This window comes from Sulfitobacter sp. 1A13679 (assembly GCF_043557115.1).
In the GTDB taxonomy this organism is placed as follows: Bacteria; Pseudomonadota; Alphaproteobacteria; order Rhodobacterales; family Rhodobacteraceae; genus Sulfitobacter; species Sulfitobacter faviae.
In genome coordinates this window covers 124,150-144,441 of sequence record NZ_JBIFFO010000010.1, presented here as the reverse complement: position 1 = coordinate 144,441, position 20,292 = coordinate 124,150, and the positions used below count along the sequence as shown (strand labels likewise).

General features: G+C 60.4%; 19 protein-coding genes. 10 read left to right on the top strand and 9 right to left on the bottom strand.

Features of this window, described 5'->3' with window-relative positions:
- Positions 1-3: 3 nt before the first annotated feature.
- The 3 genes from ACGYLA_RS10090 to ACGYLA_RS10080 form a co-directional block, all read right to left on the bottom strand.
- The gene (locus tag ACGYLA_RS10090; RefSeq protein ID WP_197918523.1) at positions 4-633 is read right to left on the bottom strand and encodes a TetR/AcrR family transcriptional regulator; all 630 of its coding nucleotides are present in this window, start codon (positions 631-633) and stop codon (positions 4-6) included.
- Positions 634-813: 180 nt separating this feature from the next.
- Complete coding sequence (locus tag ACGYLA_RS10085; protein ID WP_027264429.1) at positions 814-1,644, bottom strand: SDR family NAD(P)-dependent oxidoreductase; 831 nt, start codon at positions 1,642-1,644, stop codon at positions 814-816.
- A gap of 24 nt (positions 1,645-1,668) precedes the next feature.
- Complete coding sequence (locus ACGYLA_RS10080; protein WP_152467141.1) at positions 1,669-2,853, bottom strand: lipid-transfer protein; 1,185 nt, start codon at positions 2,851-2,853, stop codon at positions 1,669-1,671.
- A gap of 253 nt (positions 2,854-3,106) precedes the next feature.
- Here ACGYLA_RS10080 and ACGYLA_RS10075 point away from each other — a divergent pair, with 253 nt between their 5' ends.
- Positions 3,107-3,718, top strand: a complete 612-nt coding sequence (locus ACGYLA_RS10075) for a transferase hexapeptide repeat family protein (protein WP_043753615.1) — start codon at positions 3,107-3,109, stop codon at positions 3,716-3,718.
- Positions 3,719-3,829: 111 nt separating this feature from the next.
- On the opposite strand, the gene ACGYLA_RS10070 is transcribed toward ACGYLA_RS10075, so the two are convergent.
- From ACGYLA_RS10070 to ACGYLA_RS10050, 5 genes are read right to left on the bottom strand one after another with little or no spacing between them, the layout of a single operon-like run.
- Positions 3,830-5,437, bottom strand: coding sequence for an acyl-CoA carboxylase subunit beta (locus tag ACGYLA_RS10070; protein ID WP_043753618.1), 1,608 nt, complete (start codon positions 5,435-5,437; stop codon positions 3,830-3,832).
- A 2-nt stretch (positions 5,438-5,439) separates the two neighbouring features.
- Entirely contained in the window at positions 5,440-5,943 is a 504-nt protein-coding gene (locus tag ACGYLA_RS10065; protein WP_232237131.1) for an acetyl-CoA carboxylase biotin carboxyl carrier protein subunit, read from the bottom strand.
- Positions 5,943-7,412, bottom strand: coding sequence for an acetyl/propionyl/methylcrotonyl-CoA carboxylase subunit alpha (locus tag ACGYLA_RS10060; protein WP_136340206.1), 1,470 nt, complete (start codon positions 7,410-7,412; stop codon positions 5,943-5,945). Before ACGYLA_RS10060 ends, ACGYLA_RS10065 begins: the two co-directional genes overlap by 1 nt.
- 12 nt (positions 7,413-7,424) lie before the next feature.
- Positions 7,425-9,224, bottom strand: a complete 1,800-nt coding sequence (locus ACGYLA_RS10055) for an acyclic terpene utilization AtuA family protein (protein ID WP_152467139.1) — start codon at positions 9,222-9,224, stop codon at positions 7,425-7,427.
- 21 nt (positions 9,225-9,245) lie between these two features.
- Positions 9,246-10,031 (bottom strand): enoyl-CoA hydratase-related protein, encoded by a 786-nt coding sequence (locus ACGYLA_RS10050; RefSeq protein WP_394374337.1) that lies wholly within the window; start codon positions 10,029-10,031, stop codon positions 9,246-9,248.
- 94 nt (positions 10,032-10,125) lie between these two features.
- Between ACGYLA_RS10050 and ACGYLA_RS10045 the strand changes: the two genes are divergently transcribed.
- Genes ACGYLA_RS10045 through ACGYLA_RS10020 form a run of 6 tightly spaced genes read left to right on the top strand, consistent with a single transcriptional unit; the run spans position 10,126 to position 15,154 of the window.
- Entirely contained in the window at positions 10,126-11,385 is a 1,260-nt protein-coding gene (locus ACGYLA_RS10045) for an acyl-CoA dehydrogenase family protein (protein ID WP_276155041.1), read from the top strand.
- A 13-nt stretch (positions 11,386-11,398) separates the two neighbouring features.
- Positions 11,399-12,598 (top strand): acyl-CoA dehydrogenase family protein, encoded by a 1,200-nt coding sequence (locus tag ACGYLA_RS10040; RefSeq protein WP_152467138.1) that lies wholly within the window; start codon positions 11,399-11,401, stop codon positions 12,596-12,598.
- Between the two features lie 9 nt (positions 12,599-12,607).
- On the top strand, positions 12,608-13,462 hold the full coding sequence (locus ACGYLA_RS10035) for an SDR family NAD(P)-dependent oxidoreductase (RefSeq protein ID WP_057796873.1): 855 nt from the start codon (positions 12,608-12,610) through the stop codon (positions 13,460-13,462).
- Positions 13,455-14,258, top strand: a complete 804-nt coding sequence (locus ACGYLA_RS10030; RefSeq protein ID WP_152467137.1) for an enoyl-CoA hydratase-related protein — start codon at positions 13,455-13,457, stop codon at positions 14,256-14,258. The genes ACGYLA_RS10035 and ACGYLA_RS10030 overlap by 8 nt, the downstream gene beginning before the upstream one ends.
- Before the next feature lie 12 nt (positions 14,259-14,270).
- The gene (locus tag ACGYLA_RS10025) at positions 14,271-14,753 is read left to right on the top strand and encodes a PaaI family thioesterase (protein WP_027264417.1); all 483 of its coding nucleotides are present in this window, start codon (positions 14,271-14,273) and stop codon (positions 14,751-14,753) included.
- Positions 14,753-15,154: a PaaI family thioesterase gene (locus tag ACGYLA_RS10020; RefSeq protein WP_028093915.1), complete on the top strand. Its 402-nt coding sequence runs from the start codon at positions 14,753-14,755 to the stop codon at positions 15,152-15,154. The genes ACGYLA_RS10025 and ACGYLA_RS10020 overlap by 1 nt, the downstream gene beginning before the upstream one ends.
- Here the strand turns inward: ACGYLA_RS10020 and ACGYLA_RS10015 are convergent.
- Positions 15,136-16,500: a TetR/AcrR family transcriptional regulator gene (locus ACGYLA_RS10015; RefSeq protein WP_136340203.1), complete on the bottom strand. Its 1,365-nt coding sequence runs from the start codon at positions 16,498-16,500 to the stop codon at positions 15,136-15,138. The two genes, ACGYLA_RS10020 and ACGYLA_RS10015, sit on opposite strands and share 19 nt — an antisense overlap.
- A gap of 124 nt (positions 16,501-16,624) precedes the next feature.
- Here ACGYLA_RS10015 and ACGYLA_RS10010 point away from each other — a divergent pair, with 124 nt between their 5' ends.
- The 3 genes from ACGYLA_RS10010 to ACGYLA_RS10000 all read left to right on the top strand — a co-directional run bounded on the left by ACGYLA_RS10010 (position 16,625) and on the right by ACGYLA_RS10000 (position 20,290).
- Positions 16,625-17,386 carry a glucose 1-dehydrogenase gene (locus ACGYLA_RS10010; protein WP_152467136.1) on the top strand — a complete coding sequence of 254 codons (762 nt, stop codon included), beginning with the start codon at positions 16,625-16,627 and terminating at the stop codon, positions 17,384-17,386.
- Between the two features lie 115 nt (positions 17,387-17,501).
- Positions 17,502-19,439 (top strand): AMP-binding protein, encoded by a 1,938-nt coding sequence (locus ACGYLA_RS10005; protein WP_197918524.1) that lies wholly within the window; start codon positions 17,502-17,504, stop codon positions 19,437-19,439.
- Positions 19,436-20,290: an SDR family oxidoreductase gene (locus tag ACGYLA_RS10000; RefSeq protein ID WP_152467134.1), complete on the top strand. Its 855-nt coding sequence runs from the start codon at positions 19,436-19,438 to the stop codon at positions 20,288-20,290. The genes ACGYLA_RS10005 and ACGYLA_RS10000 overlap by 4 nt, the downstream gene beginning before the upstream one ends.
- Positions 20,291-20,292: the final 2 nt, after the last annotated feature.

The window sequence follows — 20,292 nt, the reverse complement described above, 5'->3', positions numbered from 1 at the left end:
AAGTCAGGTATCCTGTCTTTGGAGTATCCCGTTGAGGAACACATCGGCATAGGTGCGTGACAACGCATCGGCGCTACCGCGGTCCGGGTCGAACCAATCGAGCGTGGCGTTCAATGTACCGATCAGCATCAGGCGCAGGCGACGGATATCGACGTCTTGCTTCAGCGTGCCATCTTTCTTAAGCTGGGACAGAAGACTGTCCCACTCTGCCTCATAGGCCCTGCGCGTGGGCAAGTTGGCATCCCGGACGGATTGCGGCACCTGCCCGAAAATACGCACATTCGCCGATGTATAATCGCTCACATCAATAAGCGCGCGCAGATGCGCCCGGATCGCGGCGCGCAGTACCGTTTCGCCGTCGGCATCGGCCCGCAGGTCGGTGACGGCGTCTCTCATGCTCTCGTGAACGACTCGAATCCCTGCATCAAGAACGGCCGCGACGATCTCGTCCTTGGAACCGAAATGATAATATATGCTACCCGCCTTGATCCCGGCGGCCTCGGCAATTTTTCGGAGCGAAACGGACCCGTAGCCTTGTTCGCGGAAAAGCCGCGCGGCAATGTCCAGCACCCCATCCCGTCCAACCGCGCTGCGCGATGTCTCGTTGATTTTGATTGCCGTGTTTTGTGCCATATACTTTCGTATCGCCCCAACGCCTAACTAACGCCTGTTAGGTTAATAACGCAAATGAGTAAATCGTCGTGATCGTGCCAGACTAGAGTTTGCGGAAAATTCCGCATTGGCGACCGCCAAGAGGCCGCCCAGACATTAATGTGCTTGCCCGGACCCCGTCATCGGGTCCGGGCAAATGCCTTAGATCACGAAACCGCCACCGCAGATGACGTGCTGGCCTGAAATGAAGTTCGATTCCGGCGCACAGAACAGATAGACGGCACCGGCAGCTTCTTCCGGAGTGCCGACCCGGCCCAGCGGGATCATGCGCTCCATCTGGGACAGGAGATCGGGATTCACGCCGACCTTGATCTCTTTTTCTTCGACCTTGATCGTGCTGTCGCCATCCGCGCTGCCTTCGGTCAAGCGGGTGCGAATCGGGCCGAAGGCGACGGCGTTGACGTTGACCTTATAGCGGCCCCATTCCTTGGCCATCGTCCGGGTGACCCCTAGGATACCGGCCTTTGCGGCGGAATAGTTGATCTGGCCAGCATTGCCGCCGGTCCCTGCGATGGACGAGATGTTGACCACCTTGCGGAACACCTCTTGCCCGGCGGCGGCCTCTTCCTTGGCCTTGGCGCTGATCACCGGCTGGGCAGCGCGCAGGATCTTGAAAGGTGCCGTCAGGTGGACGTCGATGATCGCCTGCCACTGTTCGTCGGACATCTTCTGAACGACGCTATCCCAAGTGTAGCCTGCGTTGTTCACGATGATGTCTAACCCGCCAAAGCTGTCCACGCCGGTCTTGATGAACCGTTCGGCAAAACCGTCTTCGGTGACGCTGCCGGCACAGACCACGGCCTCAGCTCCCATTGCGCGCACCGCCTCGGCGGTTTCATTGGCCGGATCCGCATCCAGATCGTTGATCACCAGCCGGGCCCCTTCCGAGGCCAGTTTGAGAGCGATTTCGCGGCCAATGCCCCGGCCCGAGCCCGAGACCAGCGCCACGCGCCCGTCGAGTTTTCCAGTCATATTGATTCCTCCCGAAAGGCGCTATCAGGCTTTTTCATAAAGCGTGGTGACGCAGGCCCCGCCGAGGCCCAGATTGTGCTGAAGCGCCAGACGTGCGCCATCAACCTGGCGCGCATCTGCCTGGCCGCGAAGCTGCTGAACGAGCTCGGTACATTGCGCTAGGCCGGTCGCCCCAAGCGGATGGCCTTTGGACAAAAGACCGCCCGACGGGTTGGTCACGTATTTTCCGCCGTAGGTGTTGTCGCCATCATCAACGAATTTCGCCGCTTCGCCGCGACCGCAAAGGCCAAGCGCCTCATAGGTGATAAGCTCGTTGTGGGCGAAACAGTCGTGCAGTTCGACCACATCCACGTCCTCGGGCCCGATGCCCGCGTCCTCGTAAACCTGATCGGCGGCGCGCTTGGCCATCGAAAAGCCGACCACTTCGCGCATGTCATGGGCTTCGAAAGTTTCCGGTCCGTCTGTTGTCATGGCCTGCGCCGCGATCCGAACGGAACTGTCCAATCCGTGCTTGTCGGCGAATTCCTTGGAACAAATGATCGCCGCCGCCGCGCCACAGGTTGGCGGACAGGCCATGAGCTTGGTCATGACGCCGGGCCAGACGACCTGGGCGGCCATGACATCTTCCGCCGTCACCTCCTGCCGGAACAGGGCAACCGGATTCTTCGCAGCATGTCGGCTGGCCTTGGCGCGGATCTTGGCGAAGGTCTCGACGGGTGTGCCGAACTCGTCCATATGCGCCTTGCCCGCACCGCCAAAGTACCGCAGTGCCAGCGGGATTTCGGAACGGCCAACCAGATCGTCGGTTTCACTGTCGAATGCCGCAAACGGGCTGACCCGGTCATGGAACATCGCACCGATTGCGCCGGGCTGCATCTGTTCGAACCCAAGTGCCAGAGCACATTCGACCGCGCCGCTTTCAACTGCCTGCCTGGCCAGGAACAGGGCGGACGATCCGGTCGAGCAGTTGTTGTTCACATTCAGAACCGGGATGCCTGTCATTCCGACATGGTACAGGGCGCGCTGACCGCAGGTGCTGTCGCCATAGACATAGCCAACATAGGCCTGTTGGACTTTATCATAATCCAACCCCGCGTCTGCCAGAGCGGACCGGGTCGCAGCGGTCGCCATCACATCGTAGCTTTCGGATTTTCCCGGCTTCTGGAACGGGACCATCCCAACGCCTGCAACATAGGCTTTGTCTGTCATTTCTCTCTCTCCCAAGTTCGGTCAGGCCACCCTAATCGGTCCGCCAGCCTATTTTCTACCATTTGTTAGATTTTAAATCCCAACCTTGGGAAGTGTCAATATCGCCAAGCTGTGACGTAGGGAGCTTGCGCTATTTTCTAACTTGTGTTTGTTTTCGGGCCACACGCCCTGATCGGCGGCACAATTGAGGGATTCTGGTCCCGGCGCAACCGCTGACAAGCGTTTAGCACTCAGCTTACGAAAGGTGGTCGGAATGGCATACTGTTATGAGTTCAAGGGTTTTATACCCGTCGTGCCCGAGGATACATATGTCCACCCCCAGGCCGTTCTGATCGGAAATGTCATCTTGGGTCATGGATGCTACATCGGCCCCGGAGCAAGCTTGCGGGGCGATTTCGGCAGGATCGTGATCGGGGATGGAGCCAATGTTCAGGACAATTGCATCATCCATTCCTTTCCCGGCCGCGACGCCGTGGTGGAAAGCGACGGCCACATCGGCCATGGCGCGATCCTGCACGGTTGCACAGTGGGCCGGAACGCTCTGGTCGGAATGAATTCCGTCATTATGGATGGTGTAGAGCTTGGGGCGGAATCGATTGTCGGCGCGCAGGCGTTTGTGCGTGGCGAAACCGTGATTCCGCCGCGTTCGATGGTGGTGGGATCGCCGGCAAAGGTGATCCGCGAGGTCAGCGAGAAAGAAATCGCGTGGAAAACGCGCGGCACCGCGGAATACCAGCAACTTGCGCGCGACTGTCTGGCCGGATTGACGCCGGTCGAGCCGCTGAAGGCGGTCGAGGCAAACCGGCCCGGCATGGCGGCCTCTGACGTCGTCTCCATTCAGGAGGCGCGGCGGACATCGTCCTGACCGGTCCGGGAACCGGACCGGTCAGGACTACTTCAGATTCCGAAAGCACCAGATGGAAGCGCCTTGACGCGGAACGGCACTCCCCGACCCGGTGTGCCGTCCCTCAAGCCTTTACAGACGGAAGATCCCGTAGTGCGGATCGTCGATCGGTGCATTGAGCGAGGCAGAAATCGACATGCCAAGCGCGTTGCGTGTGTCCGCCGGATCGAGGATGCCGTCGTCCCACAATTCCGAGGTCGAGGTATAAGCCTCGACATCGCGCTTGTATTTTTCCAGCACCGGTTCGCGGATCGCGGCGATTTCTTCTTCGGTCAGCTCTTTGCCTTCGCGCTGAAGCTGCCGAATCTTGACGTCCGCCATGGTATTTGCGGCCTGATCCGCCCCCATCACGCCGATCTCGGCCTGGGGCCACATGAACAGCGTGCGCGCGTCCCAGGCCCGTCCGCACATCCCGTAGTTGCCGGCCCCGTAAGACGCATTGGCGATCACGGTAAACTTCGGCACGACCGAGCCGCCCTGCGCCATCAGCATCTTGGCGCCATCCTTGGCGATGCCTCGTTCTTCGTATTCGCGGCCCACCATATAGCCGGTGATGTTCTGGAAAAAGACCAGAGGCGTGCGGTTCTGGTTGCACAACTGCATGAAATGCGCTGCCTTGAGCGAACTGTCGTTGAACAGCACCCCGTTGTTGGCAAGGATGCCGACCTTGTAACCCCAGATATGGGCAAAGCCGCAAACCATCGTGGTGCCATAGTCGGGCTGGTATTCGTGAAAGCGCGAGCCATCGACGATCCGCGCCAGAACCTCGCGCATATCAAACTGGGTTTTCCGGTCCTTGGGGATGATCCCATAAAGCTCCTTGGGGTCGTAGTATGGCTCTTCAAAAGCGGCGGTTTCGATGATCGTTTTCGGGGTGCGCATCCATTGGCTGACAATCTCGCGCGCCAGTGAAAAGGCGTGTTGTTCGGTCGCGGCGCGATAGTCGCCGGTGCCCGATACCGAGGTGTGCATGACCGCGCCGCCAAGCTCCTGAACACCGACCTCTTCGCCGGTAGCCGCCTTGACCAGCGGGGGACCGCCAAGGAAAATCGCGCCTGTGCCTTCGATGATGATGTTGTAGTCGCTCAGCGTCGGCACATAGGCACCGCCAGCCGTGCAGTGTCCGCCGACCACGGCAATCTGCGGGATATTGGCCTGGCTCAGCTTGACCTGGTTGCGGAACACCCGCCCGCCCAGATACCGGTCGGGAAACACCCCGTGCTGCAGCGGCAGGAAACCGCCCGCGCTGTCGCAGATATGGATGACCGGCAGACGGTTTTCCAGCGCGACATCCAGAAGACGCACGACCTTTTTCACGGTATGCGGATACCAGGCACCGCCCTTGACGCTGGCATCATTGGCATGAATGGCGACCTCGCGGCCTTGCACGATGCCGATCCCCGTAACCACGCCTGCGCCGGGCACCACCCCGTCATATTCACGACAGGCCGCCAGGGTTGAAAATTCCAAAAACGGAGTGCCGGGGTCCAGCAGCAGTTTCAACCGCTCGCGCACGCCCAGTTTGTTCTGGCGGGCGAGGCGGTCGATATCGCGTTGCGGACGTTCGAAACGCGCCGCGTGCTGGCGAGCGTGGAATTCCTTCAGCCGTTCAGACATGGCGGCGAAATTTGCCTTGTAGTCGGCGGCATTGGTGTCGATCTGACTTTCAATTCTGCGCATGGTCACTCCTCCTCCGGAGCCAATTGGGCCAGGATGTCTTTCAGACCAAAACTGTCGCCTTCGGCGAATGGCATTTCGGCAACGACCCCGTCGCGCGGCGCCGTCAGTGTGGTTTCCAACTTCATGCTTTCGATCACCAGAAGTGGCTGGCCTTCTTCAACCGCATCGCCGGGTTTAACCGCAACTGACACCACGACACCCGGCATGGGCGCCACCAATCGGTCGTCGCTCGCGCCACCGTCGCTTCCGGCCAGGCGTTCGGCGGGATCAACCCGCCCGACTTCGTAGGTTCGCCCGTCCATGTGCACAAAAGTTGCTTCCGGCCCCACGGCCAGTCGCAATTCGCGCACAACACCCTTGGCCCGCAGCTTGTAACCGCCCGGCAGACCCGTCGGATCCAATTGGCAGGCAACAGCGCCAGTGGGGGTGTTGAGCACGAACCGGCTGCCATCATGACCCAGCCAGCAATCAGTCTCTTCTCCGTCGATCTGAAAAATCCGTTGCATCAGTTTCTCCACCCACCCATCTTGCGGTACATTTCCGGTATCTGCATTACGTCACTCACCAGGCGCTCGTCCGATAGGGCCGCCGCCGCTATCAGCAAGTCAGAGACATCTTCGCCCGGCGCGGTTAGCGTTTCGGATTGTTCAGCCAGGAAGCCAGTTGAAACGTCACCAGAGGCGAAATCCGGATGTGCAAGGATTGCATCCAGGTAACCGGTGTTGGTCGTTACCCCGAGAATCACATAGCTTTGCACCGCGCTCCGGGCACGGGCGATGGCCTGCGCGCGATCCGGGCCATGCACGATCAGCTTGGACAACATCGGGTCGAAGTCGGTCGTTACCTTGCCGCCATCCAGAATGCCGCTGTCTACGCGGATCCCCTCGCCCTGGGGTTCGTCCAGCAGCAGGATATTGCCGATCGCGGGGCGAAAATCGGCGGTCGCATCCTCGGCACAGATGCGCAGTTCGATCGAGTGTCCGGTTTGGGGAATATCCGCCTGCACGGCGCTCAGCCCGTCGCCCGCCGCGACACGCAGCTGCTCGGCAACCAGATCAAAGCCGGTTACCATCTCGGTCACCGGATGTTCGACCTGAAGGCGGGTGTTCATTTCCAGGAAATAAAAGGCCCCATCCTGTGCATAGATGAATTCGACAGTCCCTGCCCCGCGGTATTTGACGGCGCGGGCAATTCCGGCAGCGGTCTCGCAGATCTCATCCCGTTGCTCGGGGGTCAGCGCCGGTGACGGCGTTTCCTCGATAATCTTCTGGAACCGGCGCTGGATCGAACATTCACGTTCCCAGAAATGGACCACGTTGCCCTGTCCGTCGCCCATCACCTGCACCTCGATATGGCGCGGGCGTTCGATATAGCGTTCGACGAAAAGCCGCCCGTCGCCGAAATATCGTTCGCCTTCGCGGCGCGCGGTTTCGATTTCGGTCTCCAGCGTGCTGTCCTCGCGTACGACGCGCATGCCCTTGCCGCCACCGCCGGCCGAGGGCTTGATGAGCAGCGGATAGCCAACGGCGCGGGCGCGTTCGACAAAGCTCGCCGGATCATCATCCTCGATGGCCGAGGGGGCGACGGGAAACCCGCGTTCCTCGACGAAGGCGCGGGCGCGGACCTTGTCCCCCATCAGGTCGATGACCTCGGACGTCGGGCCGACAAAGGTCACTCCGGCTTTTTCCAGCGCCGCGACAAAACCGGCATTCTCTGACAGAAAGCCATAGCCGGGATGAACCGCGTCCGCGCCGATCCCTTTGGCGGCTTCGACGATCTGAGGAATATCGAGATAGGCGGCCACGGGCGTCGGGCCGTCGATCATCACGACCTCATCTGCGATCAGATGCGCCGGCCCCTCTTGCTCGGCGACATGACGCAACACGGCAGTCGCAAGCCCGCGGGCCTTAGCGGTGCGCAACACGCGCGCCGCGATCTCGCCCCGATTGGCGACCAGGAGTTTCGAAATGGTCATGGTGTCGTCCTCTTAGTTCCGGGCCGCGGCATTCAGTCCGTCACGTGCGGCCAGATCGGCTGGCACGGGAATTTCGATATCAAGCAGCATCTGCGCGAACCCTTTGCCCTGCGGGTCTATGCGGACCGAGGCGATGCCGCCACCGCCAAGCGATTCATGCAACAGGAAATTCAGCGAATGGCTTCCAGGCAAGTCGAACCGTTCTACCCTGCCGTCGCAGACATGGGCGAAATAGTCCTTCACCACCTCTTCGCTGAGAGCCGAGCGGATATATGGTAGGTAGTCCGGCTTGCGCGCGAGGATGCCGATATTGGCGATGTCCCCCTTGTCGCCCGAGCGGCCCCAGGCCAAATCGACGAGGCGGACCTTGACAACGTCCGGACCGGGCTCGCGGCTATCTGCGGGCGGTGCGGCAGGCGGATCAAGGTGGACTGGCGTAGTGGCCACGCTCACGGGCACATCCTTGCCGTCGACCTCGACCGCGACGGGGGTTTCGGCCTTGCTCTGAAGGAAGGAAAATAGACGGACCACCGGCTGCACCTTTGGCCGTCCGGCGAAGAACCCGGTCAGACCCTGCGCGGTCGAAATCGCCATCGGTGCGATTTCGCCGGCAAAGATGTTCAGCGCGGCGCGATCGTCATGGACCGCGCCGATCTTGAGCACCACCTCGCGGGTCCGGGCGCGCGCATTTGCGCCGTAGGCCGCCTCGGCCCCCAGCACCTCGACGCTGACCTGCCGGAAATCTCCCATGTTGCGGTCGCGGAAAATCCGGCGACAGCGGGTCAGGATCGCCTCGGCCACACGTTCGGCCTTGGCGGGTGCGTCAATCGCGGCCAGTGTCAGGGTAGAGACCGCGCGCCAGCCATCGGCATGGGTCGCCGACACCTTGTAGCTGTCGGTGCGCCCAAGCCCCCTGCCGCCCTTGACCAGCACCCGGTCGGGTCCGACCTGTTCCAGGGTGACCCCGGACCAGTCGCAGATCACGTCGGGCAACAGGTAGGCGCGCGGGTCCCCGATTTCATAGAGCATCTGCTCTCCGACTGACCCGGGCACGACCAGCCCGCCGGTGTCAGGCGTCTTGGTCATGATGAAACTGCCGTCTTCGGACACCTCGACGATGGGCATGCCCATATTGTCCCAACCCGGCACGTCCTGCCAGTCGGTGAAGTTGCCGCCGGTTCCCTGGGGGCCGCATTCGATCAGGTGGCCGGCCAGCGATCCCTGGCTGAGCTTGTCCCAGTCATCGTCGCCCCAACCGTATTCATGCATCAGGGGACCAAGCGCGACCGCGCTGTCGGCGCAGCGTCCGGTGATCACGATGTCGGCCCCGGCATCCAGCGCGGCAGCGATGGGGCGGGCACCCAGATAGGCATTCATGCTCCAGATATCATCTGGAAATGCGACACCCGAGAACATTTCCGTCTGACCGTTTTTGCGAATTTCATCGGCCCTGGGCAACAGGTCATCGCCTAGCACGACTCCGACGGACAGATCGATCCCGGCCTGGGCGGCGGCTTTGGCAAGCGCATCGCTGCAGCCACGCGGGTTCACGCCCCCTGCATTGGCAACGACCTTGATCCCTTTTGCCTTGATATCCGACAACCAGGGTGCCAGCGCCTTGACGAAGTCCGGCGCATAGCCCGACTCGGGCGCTTTGGCGCGGGCCCGCGCCATCAGCGACATTGTCACCTCTGCCAGATAGTCAAACACCAGATAGTCGATCTCGCCCTTTGAGACCAGTTGACCGATCGCTTCCGGCGTATCGCCCCAGAAACCCGACGCGCATCCGATGCGCAGCTTTCGTTCCGACATATTCCTCTCCTCCCCGTTTGATCAGCGGCCCGTCCATTCGGGTTTGCGCTTCTCAATAAAGGCATCAAAGCCTTCGCGCGCGTCTTCGGTCTGCGCCACACGCGGTAACAGTGTTTCTGCAAACCGCATCTGCTGCGGATAGGTCATGTCCTCCATCGCGTGACAGGCGTATTTTCCCAGCCGGATCGCGCTCGGCGACTGCGCGGCGATCTGGGCAACCAGTTCTGCAACCTTGTCGTCCAGCCCCGCGGCATCGGTCACATAGTTGACCAGATTGAACTGCAGGGCTTCCTCGGCCGTCAGAGGAACGCCGGTGATGAACATCTCCATCAGCCTCCGCCGGGGCAGCACGCGCATCATGGGTGGCACGATCGTCATGGGAAACAGACCCACCTTCACTTCCGGCGTTCCGATGCGAGCATGATCCGCCATCACAGCCAGATCGCAGGCACAGATGATGCCCGCTCCTGCCCCCATAGCGACGCCATTGATGCGCGCGATCGTTGGCTTTCGGCACGCCTGTATCGTCTCGAACAACCTTCCGGCAAAATGATCCGGGTCCGCCGGATCCTGAACAAACGGGCCGCCATCCGCCCCCGCCTTGATGTCGCCCCCGGCACAGAAGGCGCGCTCGCCCTCGCCGGTCAGAACGATCACGCGGCAATCGCTGTCCCTCTCGGCAGCACATATGGCGACCATGATCCCGTCTGCGACCTCACGGTTGAGGGCATTTCGATTGTCAGGACGTCGAATCGTGATACGCACTTCTTTGCCGAGCGCCTGCGATTGAACAACGCTCTCAGTCATTTCCGAAGCTCCCCCCCCCTCTGTATTGCAGGACACCGCGCTTTCTTACGTCAGGTCGTCAAAAGCTTGGCTTGATCTATTTTCTAACATATGTTTGATTTTGGTCAACACGGCGGACGACATTTTTCGGGAGGATGATATGACCACTCAAAGTGAGGCCATCTCGGCTGATCTGGAAGCCATCAGGGCGAACTATTCTTTGACTGATGAGCAACGGCAGATCGTCGATCACGTGGATCGGGTGTCGCGCGAGGTGCTACACCCACTGCAAGCGCGTATGGATGACGAGGAATGGTGGCCCGATGATCTGTTCAAGCAGATGGGCGAGCTGGGCCTGCTGGGGATTACCGCACCCGAAGAGCTTGGCGGATCGGGACAGAACGAGTTCACCCAGGCGCTGGTGTCCGAGGTGATTTCGAAGTGGAATCCGGCTGTGGGCCTCTCACACGGGGCGCATGACAACCTGTGCCTGAATAACCTGCTGCGCAATGGATCCGAAGAGCATGTGAAGAAATACGTGCCGGGCCTTTGCTCGGGCGAGCTGGTTGGTGCTTTGGGCCTGACCGAACCGGGTGCGGGATCCGATGCGCTCGGATCCATGGCCACAACTGCCCGCCGCGACGGTGATGATTATGTCATCAACGGCTCGAAGATTTACATCACCAACGGCCCCATTGCCGATGTGATCCTGCTTTATGCCAAAACCGACAAGTCGAAGGGCGCCAAGGGCATTTCTGCTTTCATCATCGAGACGGACAATCCCGGTTTCAAGGTGGCGCAAAAGCTTGACAAGATGGGCTTTCGCGGCTCGCCAACCGGAGAACTGGTGTTTGAGGATTGCCGCGTACCCGCATCCGCCATGGTTGGACCGGAAAACACCGGCGTTTCGGTGGTAATGAGCGGGTTGGATCTGGAGCGTGCTATGGTTGCCTCAGTCTGCGTTGGCATGGCCGAACGCGCCCTGGAACTAGGGCTGGAATACGCCAAGATTCGCGAACAATTCGGCAAACCGATTGCAAGTTTCCAGATGATGCAGTCGAAACTGGCCGAGATCTACACCGAGGTCGAAACCGCGCGCGCATTCGGTTATCGGGCACTGGCCGCCTGTACGGGCCTACCAAAAGGGGCCGGGGGCCGTGGCGAAATCCACAAACTGACCGCGGCGGCCTGTCTTTACGCAGGCGAGGCATTCAACAAGGCGGTGACCGAAGCCTGTCATATTCATGGTGGCTCTGGCTACATGCAGGACACCGAGATCAACCGGCTGTTCCGCGCCAACAAATTGTTGGAGATCGGCGCGGGAACAAGCGAAGTCCGCAAGATCATCATTGCCGAAGAACTTTTGCGCGCCTGAGGGGGACGAGACAATGAACAAGCAACTGCGCAACGACACCGCTCTGCCAACACATTTCATGACGGACGAACAGCAGGCCCTGGCCGATCAGGCCGGCAAGTTCTTCATGTCCGAATTCCACCATCTGAATGCGGAAATGGACGATACTGATGACCTGCCGTCTTCGGTTTTCCCCAAGCTGGGCGAAATGGGCTACCTGGGACTGAACGTGCCGACGGAATTCGGCGGTGCCGGGCTCGATTTTACCTCGGCCTGTATCATCACCGAGGAAATGTCGCGCGCCTCGGCGGCCATCGGACTGACCCATGTGGCGCACGACAACCTCTGCGTCAATAATATCTATCGCAACGCCAATGACGAGTTGCGCCGAAAATACCTGCCAGGTCTGTGCGACGGCACGCTGGTGGGTGCCCTGGGTCTGACCGAACCCGGCGCGGGGTCTGATGCGCTTGGCTCGATGCGGACCACGGCCAAAAAGGATGGCGACGACTACATCCTGAACGGCGCCAAGATCTACATCACCAATGGGCCGATTGCCGATCTGGTGCTGGTCTATGCCAAGACATCGCCCGAAAAAGGGGCCAAGGGCATTTCCGCCTTTATCGTGGAAACCGACACGCCCGGTTTCAAGGTGGCGCAGAAGCTGAACAAGATGGGATTCCGGGGCTCGCCGACGGGCGAACTGGTATTCGAAGATTGCCGTGTTCCGGCCAGAAACATGGTCGGCAAGCTGGATGGCGGGGTTGCCGTTACCATGTCCGGACTTGATCTGGAACGTGCCATCGTCTGTTTCAACGCTCTGGGCATTGCGCAGCGGGCGCTGGATATTTCCATCGATTACGCCAAGACACGCCAGCAATTCGGCAAACCGATCGCCAGTTTTCAGATGGTTCAGGCGATGCTGGCCGACATGTATACGCAGATCGAGGCCGCGCGGAGCCTGTCCTTGCGCACCGCTGCCATGTGTGAAGGCCTCGAAGAGGGCGAAGGCGGGCGCGGCGAAATACACAAGCTCACCGCTGCGGCGATCTACAAGGCCGCTGAGGCGACATCCTTCGTGCTGGACAAAGCTGTCCAGATTCACGGCGGCTCGGGTTACATGCGTGATACAGAAGTGAACCGGCTATACCGGACCGGTCGCGTGCTTGAGGTCGGCGCAGGCACCCAGGAGGTTCGCAAACTCATCATCTCTGGCGAATTGCTGAAGAACTAGGGGCGGAACATGAGCGAAGCGAAATCAAGGCGTTACGCGTCGGATCTCATGGCGGGTCAAGTTGCCCTGGTCACGGGGTCCGGATCTGGAATGGGCCGGGCGACGGCGATCGAAATGGCCGCTTGCGGGGCAAGGCTTGCGCTGTTCGCGCGCCGCGAAGAGCCGCTGGAAGAGACCGCCGAAATGATCCGGGCGGCGGGGGGCGAGGCCTTTGTCGTGCCCGGAGACACCCGCGACGAAGACAGTATCGAAGCTGCGATGGGGCGGATCAAGGACCACTATGGGCAGTTGGATGTTTTGGTGAACAATGCCGGCGGCCAGTATATCGCGGCCGCCCGCGATATCACCAACAAGGGCTTCGAAGCCGTGATCCGCAACAACCTGATCGGATCTTGGCAGATGACCCGGGCAGCGGCGGATCACTTCATGTACGACAATGGTGGATCGGTTGTGTTTGTCACCGCCATCTCTGCGCGCACCGCGCTTACCGGCTTTACACACACCGTCGCCGCCCGCGCCGGTGTGACGGGCATGATGAAAACGCTGGCCGCCGAATGGGGCGAGTACGGCATCCGGCTGAACTGTGTCGCGCCGGGCACGATCAAGACCGATGCGCTTGGCCGCTATCCGATTCCGCCGGAACAGTGGAAAAAGCTGAACCGCTCGGTGCTAAACCGGATGGGGGCGGCCGAGGACATCGCAGGCACGATCATTTTCCTGGCCTCGAAACTTGGCGGTTTCATCACCGGAGAAGACATTTATGTAGACGGCGGTGAAACCTTGCATATGGGTCATGACGCGCGGGACATGATCAACCCCGCGATGTTCGAGAAACGCGAACGGGGAGATGGCAAGAATGAATAAACAGCCCGTCCTTCTGGAGATTTCCGACAGGATCGCTACGGTTACGCTGAACGACCCCGAGCGGCGCAACCCGGTCACCGGCAACGACATGATCGCTGCCCTTCTGGAGACCTTCGCCAAGGTGCAGGCCGATCCTCAGGTCAGCGTGATGATCCTGACCGGGGCCGACCCGGCCTTTTGTGCAGGCGGGGACATCAAGGAGATGAACGATCCCGACAGCGTGTTCCGCAAGGAGCCGCTGGCGGCGGCGCAGAGTTATGTTGATGGGGTGCAGCGGCTGCCGCTTGCGCTCTACAACATGGATATTCCGACGATCGCCGCAGTCAACGGCCCGGCGGTGGGCGCGGGGTGCGACCTGACCATGATGTGCGACATGCGCATCGCGTCAGAAAAAGCAAGGTTCGGCGAGGTGTTTCTGAATCTCGGAATCATTCCGGGCGATGCGGGCAGCTGGTTCCTGTTGCGTCGTCTGGGCCACCAGAAGGCCGCCGATCTGACCTTCTCGGGGCGCATGGTCGAGGCCAAGGAAGCGCTGGAGCTTGGTATGGTGCTTGAACTTGTGCCTCATGAAAAATTGATGGAACGGGCCCGTGAACGGGCCGCTGTCATCGCCGCGAAACCGCCGCGCGCGGTGCGGGTCGCCAAGCGTCTGATGCGCAATGCCGAACGGATGGACCTGCCGGATTTCCTGAATTCCGCGGCGGCCTATCAGGCGCTCATGCATCAGACCGAAGACCACCACGAGGCGGTTGCTGCGTTCGTCGAAAAACGAAAACCCAATTTCACGGGGCGTTAAAGGAAAGATCGCATGTCAGACATCACCCAAAAGAAGATGGAGCAAATCGCGCAGATGTGGAATGCGCGCGGCAAGGGTCTGATAACGCATATGGCGCTTGAGATCGAAGAGGTCTCGACGGAAGGTGTTCGGGTTCGGATGCCGTTCAATCCGGACTTTTGCGTCGATGCGGAACAATCGCTGCTCCACGGTGGTATCCTGACGGCACTTCTGGACAGTGTCTTTGGACTGGCGAACTTTGTTGCCATCGAAGGCGTCAGTACCATGGCCACTCTTGACCTCAGAGTTGATTACCTGCGCCCGGCCCGTTCGCGCGCGGATGTCATCGTTCAAGCGCATTGTTTTCGCAAGACCCGCCACATCGCCTTCAATTCCGGCAGCGTCTGGTTCGCGGGCCATGAGGATGCTGAAATAGCTAGGGGAACCGCCTCGTTTGCATTGACGCGCGGCGAAACCAGCCTGTTTGACGCAATGACAAAAGGAAAAACCTCGTGATGGACGTGCAAACTGTCAATGCCAATGTATCCCGGGTGCCGTTCTTCCGATTTCTCAACTTTGAGGTCAGAAGTCTAGACAGTCTCCATGCTGAGGCGGAAATGACCTTTGATGACCGCCATATCGGTAACCCGATCATGGAGTACTACCATGGCGGCATAATCGCGAGTTTTATGGAGGCCACTGCCGCCATCGCGGTACAGCCCGATTTCGCCGACGTTCCGGCCAAGCCGATCAACCTGACCGTCGATTACCTCAGACCCGGTGTGAAGGGACCGCTTTTTGCGCGCGCTAACGTCACGCGCAAAGGCAAGCGGATGGCAAGCGTCAGCGTGCTCAGCTGGCAGACGGATCGGGAAAAGGCGGTTGCCGAAGGGCTGTATCACTTCCTTCTGGTCTGACCGGGGCAACCGCTTTCAGGGCTACCTTGTCCTGTGGACGGGGTCGCTTCCCGGTTACAAATGCCTTCCAATAGCAGATTGATGAGCATGCTGGAGAATTCAGGCAGTGATAGATATCCTTCCACTCCTGCCTTGTTCGGGTCGAACCATTCCACCGTCCAGTTTAAGGCACCCAACATCACTTGGCGCAAGGGGACGATCTTGATATCCGACCGTATGGCACCGTCGTCCTGAGCTTCACGGAGTATCCGATCCCAGAGTTTTCCATACTCATGGCGAATACCCCTGTGCCTCTCCCTGAAATGATTGGGGAGCATTCCATAGCTTCTGATATTCGCCGAGGTGAATTCACTTGCCTTGAAGAGGAAATCCAGGTGCGCCCAGATTGCAGTCGCTATCTTGGCGTGATGATCGTACGGGGCATCGAATTTCCGAACGGCGGCTTCGACACCTGATAGCAAGTCCCTCAGTCCGGCGTTTAGAACTTCGTCAACGATCGCTTCTTTGGAGTTGAAATGGTAATAGACGCTGCCCGCTTTCATGTCCGCTTCTTCCGCGATCTTTCTCAGCGTGGTCGCCTTGTAGCCATTGTCCCTCAGAACGCGCGCTGCGGCCTTTAGAATTTCTGCACGGGTCTTAGCCGCCTTGCTGTCGGGATCCGGGGTTTTGGCGGTAGTGGCGGGGCACAGCTTCAAGCCTTCGGTATCCGCCTTGCGATGTGGACACATTCCGTCAAGTATCAGCTTACTCATTCGTTCCGCGAGTATGCGCACCGGATACGAGTCGACATCGTACCATTCTACGGTCCAGTTCATGGCACTCAGGATGAACTGGCGGATCACAGCAGTGGATATGTCGCTTCGAAGGTGGTCGGCGCGTTTGGCGTCATTCAGGAATTTGCCCCAGGCACCCGCATATGATGCACGCAATTCGCGATGCGGGGCGCGTGTTTCGTCCGACAACATCGGATAGTTCCGAATATTGGCTGACGTAAAGTCGCTGTCGGTCAATAGGTAGGCAAGGTGTGTTTCAATCAGCAGTCCGAAAGTCTTGCGAAAATCCTCCGAACTTGTCGGTGCCGACCGAACGATTTCACTGACCGCCTGATATAGTTGACGGACGCCAAGATCGAGAACTTCGCTCAGAATCTGGTCCTTGGATTGAAAATGATAATAAATGCTGCCGGCCTCAATGCCAGCTTCCTGCGCGATGTCGCGCATAGTCGTTGCGTGATAGCCTTCATACCGAAAAAGTCGCGCAGCCGCCGAAAGGATACCCTCACGTGTCCTCTCAGACTTGCTCAAGTCTTCGCTCAGTGTCCTGGGGGGGTCAGTCTTGTGTACCATTTCATTTCGATACTTGCGGGACACGAGACTGTCCATTGCATTAAATCTAACAAATGTTAGAATAATCCAAGGAACGTTCCGAATCAAGTTCTTGACAAAGGTTTATCGGAAGAGGAGGACCTCCATGCGAGGGTTGAGTGGAAAACGGGTCATTGTGACCGGCGGTGGAAGCGGCATTGGCCGCGCAGTTTGCGAACGGTTCGGCGAAGAGGGCGCCGAAGTTGCCGTTTTCGATCTGAACAAGGATGGGGCGGAGGAAACTGTCCGACTGATCACCGAGGCTGGCGGGAAGGCGCAGGCCTTCAAGGTAGATATCACCGACCGTAGTCAAGTCGACACGGCGGTGGCCGAGTTCGAATCCGGCGGCCCGATTGATGTGCTGGTGAACAACGCCGGCTGGGACGTCAGCAGAATGTTTCTCGACACCGATGCCGATCTTTGGAAAAAGGTTATCGACATCAATCTTTACGGCCCGCTCAACATGCATCACGCGGTGCTTCCGGGCATGGTCAAGAGCGGCGGCGGTCGCGTGGTTAACATCGCCTCTGACGCTGGTCGTGTCGGGTCATCCGGCGAGGCGGTTTATTCAGCCTGCAAGGGCGGCATCATTTCGTTCACGAAGACCGTGGCGCGCGAGCTGGCGCGCAAAGGTATACAATTGAATGCGGTCGCCCCGGGACCGACCGACACACCTCTGTTCGCTCAATTTGCCGAGGGCGAGGCAGGTCAAAAGATCGCCGAAGGTCTCAAGCGGGCGATTCCGATGAAGCGCCTGGCGCAGCCGACGGATTACCCTGGCATCATCTGCTTCCTGTCGTCGGACGACGCAGGGTTCATTACCGGCCAGGTGATTTCGGTTTCGGGCGGCTTGTCCATGCACGGTTGAAGCCATGACAGCAGCGCCGGACACCAGGCGTTGCTGCCAAACCGTGCCAAAAGAGTTACCTCCCCGACTGGCCGCGCCTTTTGTGCGGCCCTTTTTCATTCTAGAAAGGTTGCGAATGTTTCAGCCAGGCTCTGACATCCAGCGGACAAGCACTCTGACCGCATTTCTGACGGGCTGCGGCATTGACAGTTACGAGGAACTCGTCCGCCGTTCGAATGAAGACCCAGACTGGTTCTGGGGCCGGATCATTGACCATGCCGGGATACGGTTCGCGCGGCCCTACAGCCGGTTGCGAGATATCTCCGAAGGGCCCGAATCGATCCGGTGGGCCGTCGGGAGTACTTTGAATCTGACGGAAACCTGTCTTGACGCCCGAATTGTCGATGGCTTGGGCGACAAGGTCGCAATCGACTGGGTCGGCGAAGACGGAAGCCGCCGCCGCTGGACCTATTCCGACCTTACCGCCGAAGCCTCCCGCGTTGCCTCGGCCCTTGCCACGCGCGGTGTAAGGCCCGGTCAGGCGGTGGGCATCTATATGCCGATGATCCCCGAAATCGAGGCCGCGCTTCTGGGGATTGCCCGGCTGGGCGCGGTTGCGGTGCCGCTGTTTTCCGGTTTTGCGCCTCATGCCATCGTATCGCGCCTGAACGACGCGGATGCCGTGGCGGTGCTGACAGCGGATGCCACACCCCGGCGAGGCAAGCCGGTCTGGATGGAGGCGAGCCTCGCCCAGGCTTTGACCGACGTGCCATCGGTTCATACCGTGATCAGCCTGCGACGGTTCGGCGGTGCGGTAGCCGATCCCGCCCGCGATCTGGACTGGAGCGAAACCGTGGGCCGCGCCAGTCCGGAGCTTGCCGCCGTTCCGGTCAAGGCCGAAGCCACCTTTCTGATCGCCTATACGTCAGGCACCACCGGACGGCCCAAGGGCGTCGTGCATACCCATCTGGGCGTGCAGGCCAAGGCCACGGCCGATTTCCTGCTTTGCCTCGACATGAAACGGGATGACCGGCACCTCTGGATGACCGACATGGGGTGGGTCATGGGACCGCTTACCCTTTTGTCGGTGCTCTTGTCCGGTTCGACTCTGGTGCTGGCCGAGGGCGCACCATCAATGCCCGGCGATCCCTTCAGGCTGTTGCGTCTTGCGTCCGAGATGGAGGTCACGCATCTCGGCGTGGCCCCGACCCTGGTACGGCAGTTCATGACGCAGGATACTGAATCTTTGTCGGGCTACGACTTGTCGTCCCTGCGCATCGTCGCCTCGACCGGCGAGCCCTGGACCGAGGATGCCTGGCTCTGGCAGCTCGATCATATCTGTCGCCGCCGCGCCGTGCCGCTGAACATCTCGGGCGGGACCGAGCTTTTTGGCGCGATCCTGACCTCGACCGTGCTGCACGAGCTCAAGCCCGGCGGATTTTCGGCCCAGGCCCTGGGTGTCGGGGCCAAGGTTCTGCGCCAGGACGGCAGCGAAGCCGCACCGGGCGAGGTCGGCGAACTGGTCGTGACCCAGCCGCCTCTGGGTCTGACCCCGGCCATCTGGGGGGACCGCGATCGCTACCTTGAAACCTACTGGTCCACCTTCCCCGGCCTCTGGCGGCACGGCGACTGGGTGCGCTGCGATCCGGACGGGACATGGTATATCCTGGGCCGGTCGGACGACACGCTGAACATCGCCGGCAAACGCATCGGCCCGCCCGAGATCGAGGCGGCCCTGACCGAAACCGGAGAGGTGGTGGACGCCGCTGCCATCGCGGCACCTGATGACATCAAGGGCGTGGCCGTCGTCTGCGTCTGCGTGGCGGCCCCAAATGTGTCGCCGGACGCGGAGCTCGTGAACCGGCTCAAGGATCGTGTCGGAGAGATCGTCTCGAAGCCCTTCCGCCCGCGCGAGATCCACTTTGTCGAAGCGCTGCCCAAGACCCGCAGCATGAAAACCATGCGCCGTGTCGTGCGTGCCGCCTTTCTCGGTGAAGATCCGGGCGATCTGTCGTCGATCAGCAACCCGGAAACCATTCAGCCCATCGCAGACCTGCAAAAGGAAAAGTCATGATCACTGTTTTCGGAGCCACGGGCACGACTGGCGCGCCCCTCGTCGATACGCTTCTGGCAAAAGGCGCGTCCGTGCGCGCTGTCACCAGCGCCCCCTCCAAGTTAGATGCGCTAAGGGCCAAAGGATGCGAGGCGGTCGCAGCGGATTTCACGGACCCTGCCGCGCTGGCGCGGGCCTGTGACGGGGCAGAAAAGATATACCTGGTCACGCCTGCCCATCTGAACATGCGCCAGTGGAAGGCGAACGTGATCGAGGCGGCCAAGGCCGCGGGCGTGCGCCATATCGTTGTGGCCACGGGGCTTGGCGCGTCGCCCAAGGCGGGGCTGACCTTTGGAAAGTGGCATTCCGAAACCCAGGAGCTGCTGAAGCAAAGCGGCCTTGACTGGACCTTTGTCCAGCCGACCTATTTCATGCAGAACCTGCTGTGGCAGGCCGGCAACATTGCAAAGGACGCCGTGTACTATGACGATCTGGGCGGCCCCGTGGCCTGGATCGACGCCCGCGACATCGCGGATGTCGCCGCCGAGGCGCTGACCGCTCCGGGTTACGAAGGCAAGGCTCTTGGCCTGACCGGGCCCGAAGCTCTTGCAGGGGATGACATCGCGGCCCTTCTGTCCGGGGTGACGGGACGAACAGTGTCGTGCGTGTCCCTGTCGGCCGAAAATGCCAAGGCGGGCATGGTGGCTGGCGGAATGCAGGACGAGGTCGCCAGAGCCATGGTCGAATTGGCTTCCATCGCGCCCAAGGGCTACCTTGCCGGCATCGAGACCACGGTCAGTGATGTGATGGGACGCCCGGCGCGCCGATTTGCCGATTTCGTCGCCGAGAACCGGGATGCTTTCGTCAAGTAACC

What these genes read in the sequence shown, in the direction of transcription:
- ACGYLA_RS10040 (WP_152467138.1), top strand. Translation starts at nt 11,399, where the DNA reads ATGAACAAGCAACTGCGCAACGACACCGCTCTGCCAACACATTTCATG.
- ACGYLA_RS10050 (WP_394374337.1), bottom strand. Translation starts at nt 10,031, where the DNA reads ATGACTGAGAGCGTTGTTCAATCGCAGGCGCTCGGCAAAGAAGTGCGT.
- ACGYLA_RS10075 (WP_043753615.1), top strand. Translation starts at nt 3,107, where the DNA reads ATGGCATACTGTTATGAGTTCAAGGGTTTTATACCCGTCGTGCCCGAG.
- ACGYLA_RS10085 (WP_027264429.1), bottom strand. Translation starts at nt 1,644, where the DNA reads ATGACTGGAAAACTCGACGGGCGCGTGGCGCTGGTCTCGGGCTCGGGC.
- ACGYLA_RS10065 (WP_232237131.1), bottom strand. Translation starts at nt 5,943, where the DNA reads ATGCAACGGATTTTTCAGATCGACGGAGAAGAGACTGATTGCTGGCTG.
- ACGYLA_RS10055 (WP_152467139.1), bottom strand. Translation starts at nt 9,224, where the DNA reads ATGTCGGAACGAAAGCTGCGCATCGGATGCGCGTCGGGTTTCTGGGGC.
- ACGYLA_RS10025 (WP_027264417.1), top strand. Translation starts at nt 14,271, where the DNA reads ATGTCAGACATCACCCAAAAGAAGATGGAGCAAATCGCGCAGATGTGG.
- ACGYLA_RS10080 (WP_152467141.1), bottom strand. Translation starts at nt 2,853, where the DNA reads ATGACAGACAAAGCCTATGTTGCAGGCGTTGGGATGGTCCCGTTCCAG.
- ACGYLA_RS10060 (WP_136340206.1), bottom strand. Translation starts at nt 7,412, where the DNA reads ATGACCATTTCGAAACTCCTGGTCGCCAATCGGGGCGAGATCGCGGCG.
- ACGYLA_RS10070 (WP_043753618.1), bottom strand. Translation starts at nt 5,437, where the DNA reads ATGCGCAGAATTGAAAGTCAGATCGACACCAATGCCGCCGACTACAAG.
- ACGYLA_RS10000 (WP_152467134.1), top strand. Translation starts at nt 19,436, where the DNA reads ATGATCACTGTTTTCGGAGCCACGGGCACGACTGGCGCGCCCCTCGTC.
- ACGYLA_RS10090 (WP_197918523.1), bottom strand. Translation starts at nt 633, where the DNA reads ATGGCACAAAACACGGCAATCAAAATCAACGAGACATCGCGCAGCGCG.
- ACGYLA_RS10015 (WP_136340203.1), bottom strand. Translation starts at nt 16,500, where the DNA reads ATGGTACACAAGACTGACCCCCCCAGGACACTGAGCGAAGACTTGAGC.
- ACGYLA_RS10010 (WP_152467136.1), top strand. Translation starts at nt 16,625, where the DNA reads ATGCGAGGGTTGAGTGGAAAACGGGTCATTGTGACCGGCGGTGGAAGC.
- ACGYLA_RS10035 (WP_057796873.1), top strand. Translation starts at nt 12,608, where the DNA reads ATGAGCGAAGCGAAATCAAGGCGTTACGCGTCGGATCTCATGGCGGGT.
- ACGYLA_RS10005 (WP_197918524.1), top strand. Translation starts at nt 17,502, where the DNA reads ATGTTTCAGCCAGGCTCTGACATCCAGCGGACAAGCACTCTGACCGCA.
- ACGYLA_RS10030 (WP_152467137.1), top strand. Translation starts at nt 13,455, where the DNA reads ATGAATAAACAGCCCGTCCTTCTGGAGATTTCCGACAGGATCGCTACG.
- ACGYLA_RS10020 (WP_028093915.1), top strand. Translation starts at nt 14,753, where the DNA reads ATGGACGTGCAAACTGTCAATGCCAATGTATCCCGGGTGCCGTTCTTC.